General features: G+C 74.7%; 12 protein-coding genes and 3 tRNA genes. 5 read left to right on the top strand and 10 right to left on the bottom strand.

The window, feature by feature from the left end; genetic code table 11:
• Positions 1–46 precede the first annotated feature (46 nt).
• The 4 genes from ACGFS9_RS21690 to ACGFS9_RS21675 all read right to left on the bottom strand — a co-directional run bounded on the left by ACGFS9_RS21690 (position 47) and on the right by ACGFS9_RS21675 (position 2,562).
• A complete protein-coding gene (locus ACGFS9_RS21690; protein WP_393255316.1) occupies positions 47–1,024 on the bottom strand; it encodes an alpha/beta fold hydrolase in 978 nt (325 codons plus the stop codon).
• Between the two features lie 1,144 nt (positions 1,025–2,168).
• Positions 2,169–2,245, bottom strand: a tRNA-Ile gene (locus ACGFS9_RS21685).
• A gap of 166 nt (positions 2,246–2,411) precedes the next feature.
• A tRNA-Asn gene (locus ACGFS9_RS21680) sits at positions 2,412–2,484 on the bottom strand.
• Positions 2,485–2,489: 5 nt separating this feature from the next.
• Positions 2,490–2,562 (bottom strand) — tRNA-Asn (locus tag ACGFS9_RS21675).
• A gap of 145 nt (positions 2,563–2,707) precedes the next feature.
• On the opposite strand from ACGFS9_RS21675, the gene ACGFS9_RS21670 reads away from it, so the two are divergent.
• From ACGFS9_RS21670 to ACGFS9_RS21655, 4 genes are all read left to right on the top strand, one after another.
• Positions 2,708–3,013, top strand: coding sequence for a YtxH domain-containing protein (locus ACGFS9_RS21670; RefSeq protein WP_393255314.1), 306 nt, complete (start codon positions 2,708–2,710; stop codon positions 3,011–3,013).
• Positions 3,014–3,110: 97 nt separating this feature from the next.
• A complete protein-coding gene (locus ACGFS9_RS21665; RefSeq protein ID WP_393255313.1) occupies positions 3,111–4,565 on the top strand; it encodes an FGGY family carbohydrate kinase in 1,455 nt (484 codons plus the stop codon).
• Between the two features lie 188 nt (positions 4,566–4,753).
• The gene (locus ACGFS9_RS21660) at positions 4,754–6,487 is read left to right on the top strand and encodes an ABC transporter ATP-binding protein (RefSeq protein WP_393255312.1); all 1,734 of its coding nucleotides are present in this window, start codon (positions 4,754–4,756) and stop codon (positions 6,485–6,487) included.
• Positions 6,487–8,415: an ABC transporter ATP-binding protein gene (locus tag ACGFS9_RS21655; RefSeq protein ID WP_393255310.1), complete on the top strand. Its 1,929-nt coding sequence runs from the start codon at positions 6,487–6,489 to the stop codon at positions 8,413–8,415. Before ACGFS9_RS21660 ends, ACGFS9_RS21655 begins: the two co-directional genes overlap by 1 nt.
• Positions 8,416–8,772: 357 nt before the next feature.
• Here the strand turns inward: ACGFS9_RS21655 and ACGFS9_RS21650 are convergent, their stop codons facing one another.
• The 5 genes from ACGFS9_RS21650 to ACGFS9_RS21630 all read right to left on the bottom strand — a co-directional run bounded on the left by ACGFS9_RS21650 (position 8,773) and on the right by ACGFS9_RS21630 (position 16,230).
• Positions 8,773–9,909 (bottom strand): RNA polymerase sigma factor, encoded by a 1,137-nt coding sequence (locus ACGFS9_RS21650; RefSeq protein WP_393255309.1) that lies wholly within the window; start codon positions 9,907–9,909, stop codon positions 8,773–8,775.
• A gap of 417 nt (positions 9,910–10,326) precedes the next feature.
• Positions 10,327–12,234: a DNA primase gene (gene dnaG, locus ACGFS9_RS21645; RefSeq protein ID WP_393255308.1), complete on the bottom strand. Its 1,908-nt coding sequence runs from the start codon at positions 12,232–12,234 to the stop codon at positions 10,327–10,329.
• Between the two features lie 120 nt (positions 12,235–12,354).
• Positions 12,355–13,620 carry an NAD(P)/FAD-dependent oxidoreductase gene (locus ACGFS9_RS21640; RefSeq protein ID WP_393255306.1) on the bottom strand — a complete coding sequence of 422 codons (1,266 nt, stop codon included), beginning with the start codon at positions 13,618–13,620 and terminating at the stop codon, positions 12,355–12,357.
• 93 nt (positions 13,621–13,713) lie between these two features.
• Positions 13,714–15,132 (bottom strand): deoxyguanosinetriphosphate triphosphohydrolase, encoded by a 1,419-nt coding sequence (locus ACGFS9_RS21635; protein ID WP_393255305.1) that lies wholly within the window; start codon positions 15,130–15,132, stop codon positions 13,714–13,716.
• 195 nt (positions 15,133–15,327) lie between these two features.
• Complete coding sequence (locus ACGFS9_RS21630; protein WP_393255304.1) at positions 15,328–16,230, bottom strand: sirohydrochlorin chelatase; 903 nt, start codon at positions 16,228–16,230, stop codon at positions 15,328–15,330.
• A 273-nt stretch (positions 16,231–16,503) separates the two neighbouring features.
• Here ACGFS9_RS21630 and ACGFS9_RS21625 point away from each other — a divergent pair, with 273 nt between their 5' ends.
• Complete coding sequence (locus ACGFS9_RS21625; protein ID WP_393255302.1) at positions 16,504–17,238, top strand: vancomycin high temperature exclusion protein; 735 nt, start codon at positions 16,504–16,506, stop codon at positions 17,236–17,238.
• Positions 17,239–17,514: 276 nt separating this feature from the next.
• Here ACGFS9_RS21625 and ACGFS9_RS21620 read toward each other — a convergent pair whose 3' ends face one another.
• The gene (locus tag ACGFS9_RS21620; RefSeq protein ID WP_393255300.1) at positions 17,515–17,706 is read right to left on the bottom strand and encodes a twin-arginine translocation signal domain-containing protein; all 192 of its coding nucleotides are present in this window, start codon (positions 17,704–17,706) and stop codon (positions 17,515–17,517) included.
• Between the last annotated feature and the right edge of the window lie 32 nt (positions 17,707–17,738).

Below are 17,738 nucleotides of genomic sequence, written 5' to 3'. Positions count from 1 at the left end.
CGGGGGCGCCCGCACCGGCCGGGCCCGCCGCCGGTCCCCGCACCGCTCAGCGCGGGGCGGGGCTCTGGGCGCGCGGTCGGGCCGGCCCGCCGCGGGCGCCGTCCGCCGCGCCGGGGGCGGACGCGGTCCGGCCCCGCCGGCTCCCGGGCCACGCCGGAACGTCCGCCAGCAGCCAGGCCAGCACCTTCGGCAGGGCCCGCAGCGCGGCGAAGTGCGCCGCGGTGGGTTCCAGGACGGCGGTGGCCCGGGGAATCCGGGCGGCCATCCACGAGGAGTGCGAGGCCGGCGAGAACACGTCCTCGATTCCGTGCCACAGCAGCACCGGCACCCGGATCTCGGCCGGCTCGAAGCCCCAGTCGCCGGTGAGGGCCAGCGCGTCGTCGATCCAGCCGTACGGGGAGGTCCGCAGCGCCTCGCGGTAGTTGCGCAGCAGCATGGAGCGGATGGTGTTGTCGGAGACGATCTGCCGGTCGTCGGCGGTGAGTTCGGGGCGCAGGTCCTCCAGCAGGCGGACCGGGTCGCGGCGGATGGCCGCGGACCGCGGGATCAGCCGCGCCGTGAAGCGGTCGGGGTCGGTGAAGGCGGTCCGGAACTCGTCGACGTTCGAGGAGGCCATCCCGGCGAACCAGTCGAGCCCCTCGGCGCCGCGCGGCGCGAGCCCCACCAGCGCGGCGGCCCGGGTCACCCGCTGCGGCATCAGCGCGGCGCAGGCGAGGGCGTGCGGGGCGCCCCCGGAGCGGCCGGCGACGGCGAACCGCTCGACGCCGAGCGCGTCGGCGATCGAGGCGACGTCCTGCACGACGTCCGCCACGCGCCGCCCCGGGTACCGCTCGGACCCCCCGTAGCCGGGGCGGTCGTAGCTGATCAGCCGGGTGCCGCGCTGGTAGAGGACCATGGAGCGGGGCCGTGGTCCGACCCGGCTGCCGGGCATGCCGTGCAGCAGGAACACGGGCCGCCCCCGCGGGTCCCCCGAGATCTCGACGCGCAGCAGGCGCCCGTCCGCCGAACGCACGTGGTCGCGCACAGCGCTCCCCCTCCCTCGGTCCGCACGGACCGGGACAGACGCTGCCGGGTGACTGCCCGCCCGGATGTACGACGAAACGGGTCGGCGCACCGACCGGCGGTCGGTTCAGGCCATGTGCGCCGCGGCCGGCACGGCGGCGGCGCGGAGAGCGGCCGGCGGAGCCGGGCGGCGGTGCGAGGAGAGGACGGAGGAGGCTCGGGAGGACGGCGGGAAGGCGGCGCGCGATGCGGGAGACGCGCGGGGCGGGCCGGGCGGAGGGGGCGGACGGCCTGTCAGTAGGGCAGGACGCGCCCCGACGGGGTCCTGCGGTCGATCGGCATCTCCCGCGGCGCGGCGGGCCGGCGGCTGACGCGAATCCGGATCCGACGGTTCATGACCCCTCCTCATGACGACGATCCCCCGCGTCGTCGTCGACGCGCTTAGACGCATGGTGCCCACGCAGCACCGCTCCTACCCTCCGAGCAGCATGTTCCGTGCGGGACCCGCGCCCCGGGGCGGGGAGACGGCGGACCGGCCCGGGGCGCGGGGAGCTCCCGGGGCGGGGAGACGACGGACCGGACCTGAGGCGCGGGGCGTGCCCGGGTGCTCCGCACCCGCGGTGCCGCCGCGAGCGCGGGCGGGAAGCGCCCGGGCACGGGCCGACCGGCAGGCGGACACCGGCGCGGGGCGGACGGGGGCGGCGCGGGGTGGACAGGTGCGGACGGGGGCGCGGGAACTCGTCCCGGAACACGGCTCCCCGAGGGAGCCGGAAGCCGGTCGCGCCGGCGCCCGGAGCGAACCGGACCGCCGGCGCCCTGCCGGGCACGGACGGGAGGGCCGGTGCGGGACGGGGGCCCAAGTCGGTGCGGGACAGGGCCGGCGCCGGGCACGCACCGGACACCGGTTCGGGACCTCTCCGGGCGCGGGGACCGCGGGGGAGGCCCGGCGCGGCGGCCCGCCGTGCGCGTCCCGGTGCGGCTCCGGTGTACTCCGCCCGAGGGACGGTCAGGCCGTTCGGGTGAGGGAGGAGTTGGGCGGGAGGGCGGCCCGGGCGGGGGTCCGGCGACCACCGGCACCCGGCCCGAGGGAGCACTCCGGCGCTCTCTCAACTCGCCTGATCCGCCAGCGAAGTTGCTGGTCGCATCGATTCTTCACGCGTAGCGTGTGGTGGGGCGGGTGGGACTCGAACCCACGGCCGACGGATTATGAGTCCGCTGCTCTAACCGGCTGAGCTACCGCCCCGTTACGGCGCGCCGCGCACAGGTGTGCGCGCCGTCTGCCGCAGCATAGCCGCTCATACGATCTCCTGCTTCGGATGGTCGGCATCGCACGACCCCGAGGACTTCGGCGTGCCCCGGGCGGTTCCCCCGGACATGAAAAAGGACCCCTGAGGGGTCCCCTTCCGTTGCTCTCCCGACTGGACTCGAACCAGTAACCTGCCGGTTAACAGCCGGCTGCTCTGCCAATTGAGCTACAGGAGACCGCGCTCCCCCGACTGGACTCGAACCAGTAACCTGCCGGTTAACAGCCGGCTGCTCTGCCAATTGAGCTACGGAGGATTGTCCCGTTGCATCGATCGCACCTACCTGGGTATTCGCCAGGGGGCGTGCGCTCGCTGCGACACATACATTAGCGCAAGCAGGGGGGTGCTCCGCCAATCGGTTCCCTCCGTACCGATGCCGACGCAAGGGAAGGGTGGCTGTCATGCGCTACAAGCTCACATTCGTCGCCGGGCTGGCCCTGGGGTACGTGCTCGGCACGCGCGCCGGGCGGGAACGCTACGAGCAGCTGAGGAAGTCCGCTCGGCAGGTCTCGCAGAACCCGGCGGTGCGCAACACCGCGGAGACCGCGGCCCAGCAGGGCCGCGTGATCGCGGGCAAGGCGTTCCACACGGTGAGCGAGAAGGTCGGGGACCGGGTCCCCGACTCGGTCGGCGACCGGGTCCGCTCGCTGCGCCGGCGCAACGCGGGCGGCGCCGGACAGGACGACTGGGGCACCAGCAACACCTGACGGCCGCACCCGTCGCACCAGGGGAATCAGGGGTGGCGCCGGATCTCGTGCACCCGCCCGGCGCCGCCACCCTCACCCGTACGGCAGAATTTCCGCCATGGGGATAGTCGCCGGGCTGGACAGTTCGCCCGATTTCACACGCATCGTCGTCTGCGACACGGACACGGGCTCCGTGCTGCGCCAGGGCTATGCCCCGCATCCGCTCGACGGCGCCGAGGGCGGCGGGCGCCCGGCCGACGTCGACCCGCAGGCCTGGCTGCTGTCCCTGGGCGAGGCGGCCGGCGGGGGGCTGCTCGAAGGGGTGCAGGCCATCGGCGTGTCCGCGCAGGCGAACGCGCTCGTCCCGCTGGACGCGCAGGGCGGCACCGTGCGGCCGGCGCTGGTCGGCGGCGACAAGCGGGCCCAGGTCGCGGCGGCCGACCTGATCGACGCGCTCGGCGGGCGGGAGGCGTGGGCGCAGGCCGTGGGCAGCGTTCCGCAGGCCTCGCACCCGGTGACCAAGCTCCGCTGGCTGAGCCGGACCGAGCCGGACGCGGCGCGGCGGACCGCCCTGCTGCTCCAGGCCCACGACTGGCTGGTCTGGCAGCTGCTCGGGCGCCCGGTGCGCCGGACCACGGACCGGGGCGGCGCCTCCGGGACCGGCTTCTGGTCGGCGGCGACCGGCGCCTACCGGTCCGACCTGGTCGAGCTGGCGCTCGGGCATCAGGCCGCGCTGCCCGAGGTGCTCGGACCGGCCGACGCGGCCGGGACCACCCCCGAGGGCCTGCTGATATCCGCCGGCACCGGCGAGACCATGGCGGCGGCGTTCGGGCTCGGCATCGGGCTCGGCGACGCGGTGGTGTCCCTCGGCGCCTCCGGCTCGGTGATGGCCGTGCACCCCGAGGCGCTGGCCGACTCCACCGGCATGATCACCTCCCTCGCCGACGCGACCGGCATGCACCTCCCGGTCGTCACCACGCTCAACGCCGTACGCGCCCTGCGCGGCACCGCCGAACTGCTCGGCGTGCCCGACCTCGACGGGCTGTCCGACCTGGCCATGAAGTCGACGCCCGGCGCGCACGGCCTGGTGCTGCTGCCGTACCTGGAGGGCGAGCGCACGCCCAGCCTGCCGCACACCGCGGGAACCCTGGCGGGCCTGCGGCGCGAGTCGATGAAGCCCGAGCACCTGGCGCGGGCGGCCTTCGAGGGCATGCTGTGCGGTCTGGCGGACGCGCTCGACGTGCTGCGCGGGCGCGGGGTCGACGTCCGCCGGGTCTTCCTGCTCGGCCGGACCGCCGAGCTGCCCGCCGTGCAGGCCGTGGCGCCCGCGCTGTTCGGCGCGCCGGTGGTGGTGCCGCAGCCGGCCGACTACGCGGCACTCGGCGCGGCCCGCCAGGCCGCCTGGGCGCTCGGCGTCTCGCAGGGGACCCACGACCCGCGGAACCCTCCGCGGTGGCAGGGCCCGGTCGCCCAGGTGCTGGAGCCGGGCGAGGAGCTCGCCGTGGGCCAGGCCGTACGCCAGCAGTACGTGTCCGTACGGGAACAGACGCATCCCGGGGCGTTCCGGGCCTGACCGCCCCCGGCCGCCCCGTAAGGCATCACGGCGCGCCCGCGGGGTCCGGGGCGGACCATGGCCCGTTCTTGGTTCGCGCTTGGGTTAATCGGTTGAGGTAACACCGGTCCGGTGCCCGACGATAGGGGGTGGTGCACCATCCAGCGCCCGCCGATCACCCAGCCGTCGACGATCCCGAGAGACCCCGCGTGCTCATACGACTCCTGCGGACCCACCTCAGTCCGTACAAGAAACCCATCGCCCTGCTGGTGCTGCTGCAGTTTCTGCAGACCTGCGCCACGCTCTACCTGCCCACCCTGAACGCGCACATCATCGACAACGGTGTCGTGAAGGGGGACACGGACTACATCCTCTCCTTCGGCGCCCTGATGATCGGCATCTCGCTGGCACAGGTCGTCTGCAACGTCGGCGCCGTCTACTACGGGGCCCGGACGGCCTCCGCGGTCGGCCGGGACGTCCGGGCCGCCGTCTTCGACCGCGTCCAGTCCTTCTCCGCGCGTGAGATGGGCCACTTCGGCGCGCCCTCGCTGATCACCCGCACCACCAACGACGTCCAGCAGGTGCAGATGCTCACGCTGATGACGTTCACCCTGCTGGTGTCCGCGCCGATCATGTGCGTGGGCGGCATCGTCCTGGCGCTCGGCCTCGACGTGCCGCTCTCGGGGGTGCTCGTCGCCGTGGTCCCCACCCTCGGCATCTGCGTCACGCTCATCGTGCGCCGGCTGCGCCCGCTGTTCCGCACCATGCAGGTGCGCCTGGACACCGTGAACCGGGTGCTGCGCGAGCAGATCACCGGCAACCGCGTGATCCGCGCCTTCGTCCGCGACGGCTACGAGAAGGAGCGGTTCAAGGGCGCCAACACCGACCTGACCGAGACCTCGCTGGCCACCGGCCGGATGCTCGCCCTGATGTTCCCGATCGTGATGACGGTGGTGAACCTGTCGTCCATCGCCGTCGTCTGGTTCGGCGCCCACCGCATCGACAGCGGCGGCATGCAGATCGGCGACCTCACCGCGTTCCTCGCCTACCTCATGCAGATCGTCATGTCCGTCATGATGGCCACCTTCATGTTCATGATGGTGCCGCGCGCCGAGGTCTGCGCCGAGCGCATCCAGGAGGTGCTGGGCACCGAGAGCAGCGTCGTCCCGCCGCTCGCGCCCGTCCTGGAGCTGCGCCGCCACGGCCACCTGGAGCTGCGCGGCGCGGGCTTCCGCTACCCGGGCGCCGAGGAACCGGTCCTGAGGTCCGTCGACCTGGTGGCCCGCCCCGGCGAGGTCACCGCCGTCATCGGCTCCACGGGCAGCGGCAAGTCCACGCTGCTCGGCCTGATCCCCCGGCTGTTCGACGCCACCGACGGCGAGGTCCTCGTCGACGGCGTGGACGTGGCGACCATCGGGCCGAAGCTGCTGGCCAGGACGGTCGGGCTGGTCCCGCAGAAGCCGTACCTGTTCGCCGGGACCGTCGCCACGAACCTGCGCTACGGCAACCCCGACGCCACCGACGAGGACCTGTGGCACGCGCTGGAGGTGGCGCAGGCCAGGGACTTCGTCGAACGCCTCGACGGCGGCCTGGACGCCCCCGTCGCCCAGGGCGGCACCAACGTCTCGGGCGGCCAGCGCCAGCGCCTGGCCATCGCCCGCACCCTGGTGCAGCGCCCCGAGATCTACCTGTTCGACGACTCCTTCTCCGCCCTCGACTACGCGACCGACGCGGCCCTGCGCGCGGCACTCGCCGAGGAGACCGCCGAGGCCACCGTGGTCATCGTCGCCCAGCGGGTGTCCACCATCCGCGACGCCGACCGGATCGTGGTCCTCGACGAGGGCCGGGTCGTCGGCACCGGGCGCCATCACGACCTGATGGCCGACAACGAGACCTACCGGGAGATCGTCCTGTCCCAGCTGACGGAAGCGGAGGCCGCCTGATGGCCGGGCCGATGGGGCGCATGATGGCGGGGACCGGCCCCGACCAGCGCTCGATGGAATTCAAGGTGTCGGGGCGCCGGCTGCTCGCCCGGTTCAGGCCCGAGCGCGCCACGCTCTGCGTGATGCTGGTCGCCGTCGTCCTCAGCGTCGGCCTGTCGGTGGTCGGCCCGAAGATCCTCGGCCGGGCCACCGACCTGGTCTTCGCGGGCATCGTCGGCCGCGCGATGCCGGACGGCACCACCAAGGCCGAGTCCCTGGACGCGCTGCGCGCCCGCGGCCAGGGCTCCGTCGCCGACATGCTCCAGGGAACGGACTTCACCCCCGGCCAGGGCATCGACTTCCACGCCGTCGGCAACGTCCTGCTGCTCGCCCTGGTCACGTTCCTGCTGGCGGGCCTGCTGATGGCGGTCGCGACGCGGCTGGTCAACCGGGCCGTCAACAAGACCGTGTACCGGATGCGCGAGGACCTCCAGGCGAAGCTGTCGCGGCTGCCGCTGTCGTACTTCGACAAGCGCCAGCGCGGTGAGGTGCTCAGCCGGGCCACCAACGACATGGACAACATCCAGCAGACCCTCCAGCAGTCGATGGGCCAGCTCGTCAACTCGCTGCTGACCATCGTGGGCGTGCTCGCCATGATGTTCTGGGTGTCGCCGCTGCTGGCGCTCGTCGCGCTGGTCACCGTGCCGCTGTCGTTCCTCGTCGCGACCCGGGTCGGCAAGCGCTCGCAGCCGCACTTCGTGCAGCAGTGGCGCAGCACCGGCAAGCTCAACGCCCACGTCGAGGAGATGTACACCGGGCACAACCTGGTGAAGGTGTTCGGCCGGGCCGACGAGTCGGCGGCGCAGTTCGCCGAGCAGAACGAGCAGCTCTACCAGGCGGGGTTCCGGGCCCAGTTCAACAGCGGCATCATGCAGCCGCTGATGATGTTCGTCTCGAACCTGAACTACGTGCTGGTGGCGGTGGTCGGCGGGCTGCGGGTGGCCTCGGGCAGCCTGTCGATCGGCGACGTGCAGGCGTTCATCCAGTACTCGCGCCAGTTCTCGATGCCCCTGACGCAGGTCGCCTCGATGGCGAACCTGGTGCAGTCGGGCGTCGCCTCCGCGGAACGGGTCTTCGAGGTCCTCGACGCCGACGAGCAGGAGGCGGACCCGGCGGTGTCGGCCCGCCCCGCCGAACTGCGCGGGCACGTGGCGCTGGAGCACGTGTCGTTCCGCTACGAGCCGGAGAAGCCGCTCATCGAGGACCTCTCCCTCACGGTGGAGCCGGGCCACACGGTGGCCATCGTCGGCCCGACCGGCGCGGGCAAGACCACGCTGGTGAACCTGCTCATGCGGTTCTACGACGTCACGGGCGGCCGGATCACCCTCGACGGCGTCGACGTGGCGGCCATGTCCCGGGACGAACTGCGGGCGGGCATCGGCATGGTGCTCCAGGACACCTGGCTGTTCGGGGGCACGATCGCCGACAACATCGCCTACGGCGCGGCGCGGGAGGTCACCCGCGGGGAGATCGAGGAGGCGGCGCGCGCCGCGCACGTCGACCGGTTCGTGCGCACCCTGCCCGACGGCTACGACACCGTGATCGACGACGAGGGCACGGGGGTCAGCGCGGGCGAGAAGCAGCTGATCACCATCGCGCGGGCGTTCCTGTCGGACCCGGTGATCCTGGTGCTCGACGAGGCGACCAGTTCCGTGGACACCCGGACCGAGGTGCTGATCCAGAAGGCGATGGCGAAGCTCGCGCACGGCAGGACGTCGTTCGTCATCGCGCACCGGCTGTCGACGATCCGGGACGCCGACACGATCCTCGTGATGGAGGACGGCGCGATCGTCGAACAGGGCGCGCACGCGGAACTGCTGGAGTCCGGCGGCGCCTACGCCCGCCTGTACCAGGCCCAGTTCGCGCAGGCGGTCGCCGAGGTCGACTAGTGCCGTGACCGGAGGGGTTAGCGGGACGGCTCGCGGCGTCCGGTGCGGTGCATCGGACGGCGGAGCGTCTCCCGCGTACGGGATGTGCCCGGGTGATGCGACGACGCGGCGAGGCGCCGTGCCGGGCGTCGCGAGCCGGCGAACCCTTCCGGCCGGGCCACCAGGCCGGCGCCCGGCACCCCGCCGGGCCGTCCCGCCCCCGCGGCCGACGGAAGGCGGCGGCTCCGCGGAGCGGGGTCGGCGAGGGGCGGGCCCGCGGAGGCCGGGTGTCGTGCGCCCCCGGGCCCCGGCTCATGGCCGGATGCGGAACCGCCGCGTCGGAGCCGGCCCGGCCTGCGTCCGGTCCGCCCGGCGCGGTCAGTCCAGATAGCCCCGGAGCTGGTCCGCGAAGGCGTGGTCGCGGAGCTTGTTGAGGGTCTTGGACTCGATCTGCCGGATGCGCTCGCGGGTGACGCCGAAGATGCGGCCGATCTCCTCCAGCGTCCGCGGACGCCCGTCCACCAGCCCGTACCGCAGCTGCACCACCTTCCGTTCCCGCTCCCCGAGCGTCGACAGCACCGCCTCCAGGTGCTGGCGGAGCAGCAGGAACGCGGCGGACTCCACCGGCGAGGCCGCGTCGCCGTCCTCGATGAGGTCCCCGAGGGCCACGTCGTCCTCCTCCCCCACCGGCGCGTGCAGCGACACCGGCTCCTGGGCCAGCCGCAGCACCTCGCTGACCCGCTCGCCGGTCAGGTCGAGATGGGCGGCCACCTCCTCGGGGCTCGGCTCGTAGCCGCGTTCCTGGAGCATCCGCCGCTGCACCCGCACCACCCGGTTGATCAGCTCCACCACGTGCACGGGAACGCGGATGGTGCGCGCCTGGTCGGCGAGCGCGCGGGACATGGCCTGCCGGATCCACCAGGTGGCGTACGTGGAGAACTTGTAGCCACGGGCGTAGTCGAACTTCTCGACCGCCCTGATCAGGCCGAGGTTGCCCTCCTGGACCAGGTCGAGCATGGTCAGCCCGCGCCCCACGTACCGCTTGGCCACCGAGACCACGAGCCGCAGGTTCGCCTCGATGAGGCGGCGCTTGGCCATCCGGCCCATGACGACGATCCTGTCCAGGTCGAGGGCCAGCCGGCTGTCCAGGTCGGGGGCGAGGCGCAGCTTCTCCTCCGCGAAGAGGCCGGCCTCGACGCGGCGGGCTAGTTCGACCTCCTCGGCCGCCGTGAGCAGCGGGATCCGCCCGATCTCGCGCAGGTACTGGCGGAACAGGTCCGAGGAGGGGCCGCCGGTGTCGGCGACGCGGCTCCGCGGCGCCTCGACCGGCTCGGGCACCTCGGGCGTCTCCGGCGTCTCGGGGTCGGTGTCCTCCCCCGCTGCGGGGGGCGGGCCGTCCGGGTCGGCCTCGGGGCGGTGCGCGGCACGGCTCTGCGCGGGCACCGCCGCGACGACGCCGGCGTCCGCGTCCGGTGCGGTGGTGTGGTCGGTCTCGACGAGGGTCCGGGTCTGCACGGGGCGACCTCCAGGGATGTCGCTGCTGAGTCGTGCGGCAGCGGTACGTCCGGGACGGGGTCGACGGTCTCGCCGCCGGCCGTCCCGTGGTCGTGTGGCGGAACCGCGGGAAAAGGGAACCCGTCGCGTGCGGGTCGGCCGCGCTCCGAGGACTCAGGCACCGGGACCCAGTGTGGAGTACGACACATCGCCGCCACGAGGGGCGTGCGGTGACTTTTTGCGTCCGGTCCGTGACCGCGTGCTGACCGCCCGGGAGGAGAGCCGGGACCGGCCGGTCCCGGACCCGGGGGTGCCGCTCACCGGCCGTCCGGCGCGCCCAGCGGGGGCCGCGGCGGCCCCGGCGCACGCCCCGAGCTTCCCCCGCCGCGCCGCCGCGGGCACCGCGGCTGCGGCGCCCGGCGGCGCGGGCGGCGCGCGTCAGAGAGCCTCCGCGCCCTTCTCGCGCAGGGCCTGACCGTACTGCTGGAGCACCCACAACTCGTTCTGCACGGCGGCCAGCCGGGCCGGGTCGCCGCCGGCGCTGAGCCGGGCCAGCGAGCCCTGGACGTCCCGGATGCGGCGGTCCACGGCGCGCCGCCGGACCATGACGAGCTGGTCGCCCGCGTAGGTCTCGTCGACGGTCTTGCGCAGGATCGCCTCGACGGCCAGCTCGGTGACCATCGACCGCACCGCGTCGTCGGGGGCGGCGTCGCGGACCCGGATCAGGTACTCCTGGGGGTCCTGCACGCCGTACTCGGCGCCGCCCGCCTCCTGGACGGCCTGGCGCACGGCGGCGTACGGCGGCGCGGTGAACTCGTCGACGCCGTACGCGTCGAACGCGGGGGCGACCAGCTCCGGGCGCTGGAGGGCCAGCTTGAGCAGCTCGCGCTCGGTGGCGAAGACCGGGTTGCGCAGGGTGAGGGCGGGGCCGGCCGTGCCGGGGGTCTGCCGGGCGGCGGGGTACGCCTGCGGGGGACGGTTCCCGGCGGGCGCCGGGCCCCGGCCGCCGCGGTCCCTGGCCCAACGGGCCAGCTGGGCCACCCGCTTGACGACGAACTGGGTGTCGAGGATGCCGAGCATGCCCGCGAGCTGCACGGCCACCTCGTGCTGCGCTCCGCTGTTCTTGATGCGGGCGACGACCGGGGCGGCCTCGTCGAGGGCGGCGGCGCGGCCCGCCGGGGTCTCCAGGTCGTAGCGCAGCACGATCTGGCGCAGCGCGAACTCGAAGAGCGGGGTGCGCGGCTGGACGAGGTCGGCGACCGCCTCGTCGCCCTTGGCCAGGCGCAGCTCGCAGGGGTCCATGCCGTCGGGGGCGATGGCGATGTAGGTCTCGGCCGCGAACTTCTGGTCGTCCTCGAAGGCGCGCAGGGCGGCTTTCTGGCCGGCCGCGTCACCGTCGAAGGTGAAGATCACCCGAGCCGAGCCGTTGTCCATCAGCAGGCGGCGGAGGATCTTGATGTGGTCGCCGCCGAACGCGGTGCCGCAGGTCGCGATCGCGGTGGTGATGCCGGCCAGGTGGCAGGCCATGACGTCGGTGTAGCCCTCGACGACGACGGCCCGGCTGCTCTTGGCGATGTCCTTCTTCGCCAGGTCGATGCCGTACAGCACCTGGGACTTCTTGTAGATCGCCGTCTCCGGCGTGTTCAGGTACTTCGGGCCGTTGTCGGAGTCGTAGAGCTTGCGGGCGCCGAAGCCGACGACGTCGCCGCCGATGTCGCGGATGGGCCACATCAGGCGGCCGCGGAAGCGGTCGATGGGACCCCGACGGCCCTCCTGGGAGAGCCCGGACAGCACGAGCTCCTTGTCGCTGAAGCCCTTGCCGCGCAGATGGCGGGTGAGGTGGTCCCAGCCCTGGGGGCTGTAGCCCACGCCGAAGTGGGCTGCGGCGGCCTGGTCGAACCCGCGCTCGGCGAGGAAGGTGCGGCCGGTGTCGGCCTCGGGGCTGGTGCCGAGCTGCTCGATGTAGAACTGGGCGGCGGCCTTGTGCGCCTCGACCAGGCGGATGCGCTCGCCGCGCTGGTGGGAGGGGTTGTACCCGCCCTCCTCGTAGCGCAGGGTGATGCCGGCCTGGGCGGCGAGGCGCTCCACGGACTCGGAGAAGGTGAGGTGGTCGACCTTCATCACGAACGTGATGGTGTCGCCGCCCTCCTGGCAGCCGAAGCAGTGGAAGAGGCCCTTGCTGGGGCTGACCTGGAAGGACGGCGACTTCTCGTCGTGGAAGGGGCACAGGCCCTTCAGGTTCCCGCCGCCGGCGTTGCGCAGCTGGAGGTACTCGGAGACCACGGCGTCGATCGGGACCGCGTCCCGAACCGCCTTCACGTCCTCGTCGTTGATCCTGCCGGCCACGTGGTGATTCTACGGGGCCGGACCGACACCTCCGGGGCGAGGTGGGCGAGCCGCGGCGGGGCCCGGGGGACGCCCCGGACCCCGCCGCGCCGATCCGCCGGCCGACGGTGCCGCCGCGGGTCAGGGGACGAGGCTCTCCAGCGGGACGTGCGGGTCGGCGAGCGCGTCGGCGTCGACCGGGGTCCGCGAGCGGACGAGCTGCTGGACGGGGTCGGTGACGTCCCACACGTTCACGTTCATCCCGGCGAGCACGCGGCCGTCCTTCAGCCAGAAGGCGATGAACTCGCGCTTGCCCGCGTCGCCGCGGATCACCACCTGGTCGTAGCTGCCCGGGGGCGCCCAGCCCGAGTACTCCAGGCCGACGTCGTACTGGTCGGAGAAGAAGTAGGGCACCCGGTCGTAGGGCGTGCCGCGGCCGAGCATGGAGCGGGCGGCGGCCGGTCCGCCGTTCAGGGCGTTGGCCCAGTGCTCGACGCGCAGCCGGGTGCCGAGCAGGGGGTGGTGGAAGGAGGCGACGTCCCCGGCGGCGAAGACGTCCGGGTCGCCGGTGCGCAGCAGCTCGTCGACGGCGATGCCCCCGCCGTGCTCCGGGTCGGCGAGCTCCAGGCCCGCGGCCTCGGCGAGGCCGGTGCGCGGGGCGGCGCCGATGGCCGCGAGGACGTCGTGCGCGGGGTGCTCCTCCCCGTCGTCGGTGCGGGCGGCGAGGACCATGCCGTCCTGGCCGACGATCTCGGTGAGGCGGGCCCCGAAGTGGAACCGCACGCCGTGCTCGCGGTGCAGGTCGGCGAAGACCTGGCCGAGCTCGGGGCCGAGGACGCCGTGCAGCGGGGTGGGCTCCGGTTCGACGACGGTGACCTCGGCGCCGTACTCGCGGGCCGCCGCGGCGATCTCCAGGCCGATCCAGCCGGCGCCGGCGATCACGATGTGGCCGTTGTCGCGGCCGAGGGCGGCGAGGACGCCCTTGAGCCGCTCGGCGTGGGCGAGGCGGCGCAGGTGGTGGACGCCGGCGAGGTCGGTGCCCGGGATGTCGAGGCGGCGCGGCTCGGAGCCGGTCACCAGGAGGAGCTTGTCGTAGTGGACCTGGGTGCCGTCGTCCCCGAAGCGGACGGTGCGGGCGGCGCGGTCGATCGCGTCGACGCTCTGTCCGAGGTGCAGTTCGATGTCGTTGCGGGCGTACCAGGCCGGCTCGTGGACGAAGACGCTGTCGCGCTCCTCCTTGCCGAGCAGGTGGCCCTTGGACAGCGGGGGGCGTTCGTAGGGGTGCTCACGCTCGTCGCAGATCAGTATCACGCGTCCGGTGAAGCCCTCCGCTCGGAGCGTCTCGGCCGCCTTGGCGCCTGCCAGGCCCCCTCCGACGATGACGAATGTCTGATCCGCGTCGACCACTTGATGCCTCCTCGTAAGGATGTCGCCATGTGCGAGCGTCCCGCACGGAGCGTGATGCGGGAAGGGGGAGTGGCCCGATCAGGCCACGCAGGGTCACACTCCACCGCCTCCATGGGAACGCGTGGTGAGCCTGAGGTGCAGGGAACGCGCCGAGGCATCCGTGAGGGAAGCGATCTGGTCGACGATCACCCGCTTGCGGGCACGGTCGTCGGACGCGTGCTCGAACAGGGCACGGAACTGCGGATCGAGCGCCTCGGGTGCGCGGGCGGTGAGCGCGTCGGCGAGTTCGGCGACGACGATCCGCTGGTCGGCGCGGAGCCGGGCCTGCTCGGCGCGCTGCATCACGAACCGGTCGGCGACCGCCTTGAGGACGGCGCACTCGTGGCGTGCGGTGTCGGGGACGACGAGCTCGGCCGCGTACCGGGTCAGGCGCCCGCTGCCGTACCGGGCGCGGGTGGCACCCTCGGCGGCCAGGCAGAACCGGCCGATGAGCTGGCTGGTGGCGTCCTTCAGCCGGGCCTGGGCGACGGCCGACCCGTCGTAGCGGTGCGGCCACCACTGCTGCGCCAGGAGCCGGTCGAGGGCCTCGGCCAGCTCGGCCGGATCGGTGTCCCTTGGCACGTACCGCCCGACGGCGACGGCGAAGATCTCCTCGCGCTCGGGGCCGGAGGTCAGGCTCGCGGGGTCGATGTGCCCGGCGTGCAGTCCGTCCTCCACGTCGTGCACCGAGTACGCCACGTCGTCGGACCAGTCCATCACCTGGGCCTCGAAGCACGTGCGGCCGGCCGGGGCGCCCCGGCGGATCCAGTCGAACACCGGCCGGTCGTCCTCGTAGACCCCGAACTTCGGCGATGCCGGGTCGGTGGGACAGGCGCCTCTCGGCCACGGGTACTTGGTGGCGGCGTCGAGGGCGGCGCGGGTGAGGTTGAGCCCCACGCTGACGAGGTCCCCGCCGGCGTCGGCGGACGCCGCCGCGACCGTGTCGCTGCGCACGAAGCGCTTGGGTTCGATCCGGGTGAGCAGCCGCAGCGACTGCGCGTTGCCCTCGAACCCGCCGCAGTCCTCGGCGAATTCGTTCAGCGCCTGTTCGCCGTTGTGCCCGAAGGGCGGGTGGCCGAGGTCGTGCGAGAGGCAGGCCGCCTCGACGAGGTCGGGGTCGCAGCCGAGAGCGGCGCCGAGGTCGCGGCCGACCTGGGCGCACTCCAGGGAGTGGGTCAGCCGGGTGCGGGGGCTGGCGTCCCACACCTGGCTGGGGATCTCCCCGGTGCGGGCCGCGCCGAGCACCTGGGGAAGCGTGCCGGGGGTCACGACCTGGGTCTTTCCGGCCAGACGGCGCAGGGCCGCGGAGTGCAGCACGCGGGCGCGGTCGCGCTGGAAGGCGGTGCGCCCGGGGTGTTTGTCGGGCTCGGCGGCCCGGCGCTCGACGGCGGACACGTCGTAGGGGTCGTGTGCGGCGGGGTTCTCGGGCGCCTTCGGTGCCGGTGCCGCCGCGGGCGGGTCCATGCCTTGCATGCACCGACAGTAGACGCAGCCGGTGACAATCGGGGTGCGGGCGGGCCGCGGTGGCGGGACGGACGGGCCCGGGCAGCCGGTCCCGTCCGGGCCGGGGCGGGTCGGGGCGGGCCGGGGCGCGGTGACGGTGTGCCGGCGGGCCGCACGGGCGGCGGAGGGAGCGAGGCGACGCCGCCTGGGGGGGGCGGGGCCCGGTCAGGCGGGGTTCAGGGCGCGCTCCGGGGCCGGGCCGAGCGACGCGAGGGCCTGGTCGTAGCGGTGCAGGACCAGGCGGACCATCGCCGGGTGGTCGCCGAGGGGTTCGGCGCCGATCCACGGCGCGGCCCCCGCGCAGCGCGCGGCGAGCCGGCCGGGGGCGGTGAAGTGCGAGGCGACGGCGATCCGGTGCCGGCCGCGGGCGGCCAGGGCGCGCAGCGCGGCGGGGACGCCGGGGGCGGCGCCGCCGGCGTACGCGGCGACGACGGGCACGCCGAGCCGTTCGGCGAGCAGGTGGGCGGTGCGGCGGGTGCCGGCGGCGGACTCGCCGAGCCGGGTGCCGGCGCAGGCGAGGACCACGGCGCCCGCGCGGCGCACCGGGTCGCTCGACGCGGCCGGCCAGCCCGCCTCCAGCAGCCGGTCGTGCAGGGCCTCCACGAGCAGCGGGTGCGGGCCGAGCGCCGCGGCGACGACGGGAGCGCCGGGGGCCGGGTCGGCCCTCGACGGGTCCGGCCCGCCGGGGCGCCGGCCGAGCAGCAGCGGGACGACGACGGAGCCCGGCCCGCTGCCGGGGGTGGCGGCGGGCGCGGCCTCGCCGGTGCCCGCCGGGCCGACGCGGACCGTCAGGTGCGGGCGCAGCTCCCGGACCCGTTCGGCCAGCGCGCGGGCGGTGCCGAGGGCGTGGGCGTCACCGCCGTCGTGGGCGGCCAGGACCAGGGCGGGAGGCGCGGGGCGGCGGGTCCCGTCGGGCGCGACCAGGCTGAGCCTGCTGCCGAGCTGACGGGTGATCCGGTGCATGAGCTCGGCCGTGGTGCCGAGCCGCCCGTCGAACCCTTCGGAGCCCGGCGGAGGTCCCGCGGGGCGGGCGGAGGTCTCGTCTCGGACCGGGTGCGACGCCGTCATGGGGTGATCCTCGCGCGCGGAGGTTGCCGGACCGTTGCGCGGGCATGTCGGGTGTTTTCCGGCAGTCCGCCGCCCGGAGCGCGAGCGCGGGCGGGTTCCCTCCCGCGCTCGCCCCGGCGGCGGGTGACGGCGCTCACGCGGCCCGGGCGAACCACCGGGGGCGGTGGGACGTCCTCCTGGGTCGAACACGTACGTGAGGGGCCGCATCCGCCGCCCCAGGGACCGCGGGACCGGCCCGCGGCCTCGCGCGACGCCGTCTGGGGGACATCGACCATGCCGCGCCCGCCCCGCCCGTTCCCGCACCGGCCGCGTCCCTTCCGGTCGCCGCGGTCCCCGCTGCGACGGGTGCGCCCGCCGCGCACCCGCAGGGGCCGACGCCGGGCCGTGCAGGCGCTGATGCTCGTGTGCGTGCTGGCGCTGCTGCCGATGACGTGGCTGTGGGTGACGACGGACGGCCGGGTGCGGACGGCGGCCGACGCCCCGCGCACCGAGGTGGCCGTCGTGTTCGGTGCGGGCCTGTGGGACGGCGAGCCGTCGCCGTACCTGGCCCACCGGCTGGACGCGGCGGCGACGCTGTACCGGGCGGGGCGGATCGAGGTGGTCCTCGTCACCGGCGACAACAGCCGCGAGGACTACGACGAGCCCGACGCGATGCGCGCCTATCTGGTCGCGCACGGGGTGCCGGACCGGCGGATCGTCAGCGACTACGCGGGCTTCGACACCTGGGACTCCTGCGTCCGCGCGCGCAGGATCTTCGGCGTCCGCGAGGCGGTGCTGATCAGCCAGGGCTTCCACATCCGCCGGGCGCTGGCGCTGTGCCGGGCGGCGGGCGTCGCGTCCTACGGCATCGGCGTCGACGCCAAGCACGACGTGACCTGGTACTACGGCGGCACCCGGGAGATCCTCGCGGCGGGCAAGGCGGCCCTGGACGCGCTGTTCCGCCCGGACCCGCGCTTCCTCGGCCCGCGGGAGCACGGGGTGGACCGGGCTCGGGCCGCGCGGCGCTGACGCCCTGACCGGAAGGGTCCACCGCTCGCGACGCCCGGCACCGCGTCCCCTCGCCGCGGCACCCGGGAGCGACCGGTACGCGGGCGGCGCACCGCCGTGCCGAGCACCGACCCGGACGCGACGCGCCGCCCGGCGAACCTCTCGGGTCGCCGCACCGGCCGGCGCGAGCACGGGCGCGGGTGGGCGACCGGCCGCCCCGCGTCCGCCCGCCCGCGGACTGCACCGGGCCACCGCCGCGTGGGCGCCGCGCGGGCGCCCGCCGTCGTGCGGCGCCGGTCACCCGCCGCCCGCGGCGCCCGCTCCGGGCCGCTCGACGGGGCGTTCCGGCGCCGGGCGCTCGCCGGGGTCCGGGGAGGCGTCCGGGGCGGGCTCGGCGGTGCAGGCGTCGAGCCCGATCCCGAGGGCCGCGCCGACGGCCGCGCCGCCGAGCGCGAGGACGCGTCGTCTGGTGAGGCTGCGGTCGGTCATGGCCGGACCCTAGGCCCGGTCGCCGCCGGCGC

The sequence above is a fragment of the Streptomyces sp. NPDC048566 genome (assembly GCF_043199735.1).
Classification (GTDB): domain Bacteria; phylum Actinomycetota; class Actinomycetes; order Streptomycetales; family Streptomycetaceae; genus Streptomyces.
This window is presented reverse-complemented; position numbering and strand designations above follow the sequence as displayed.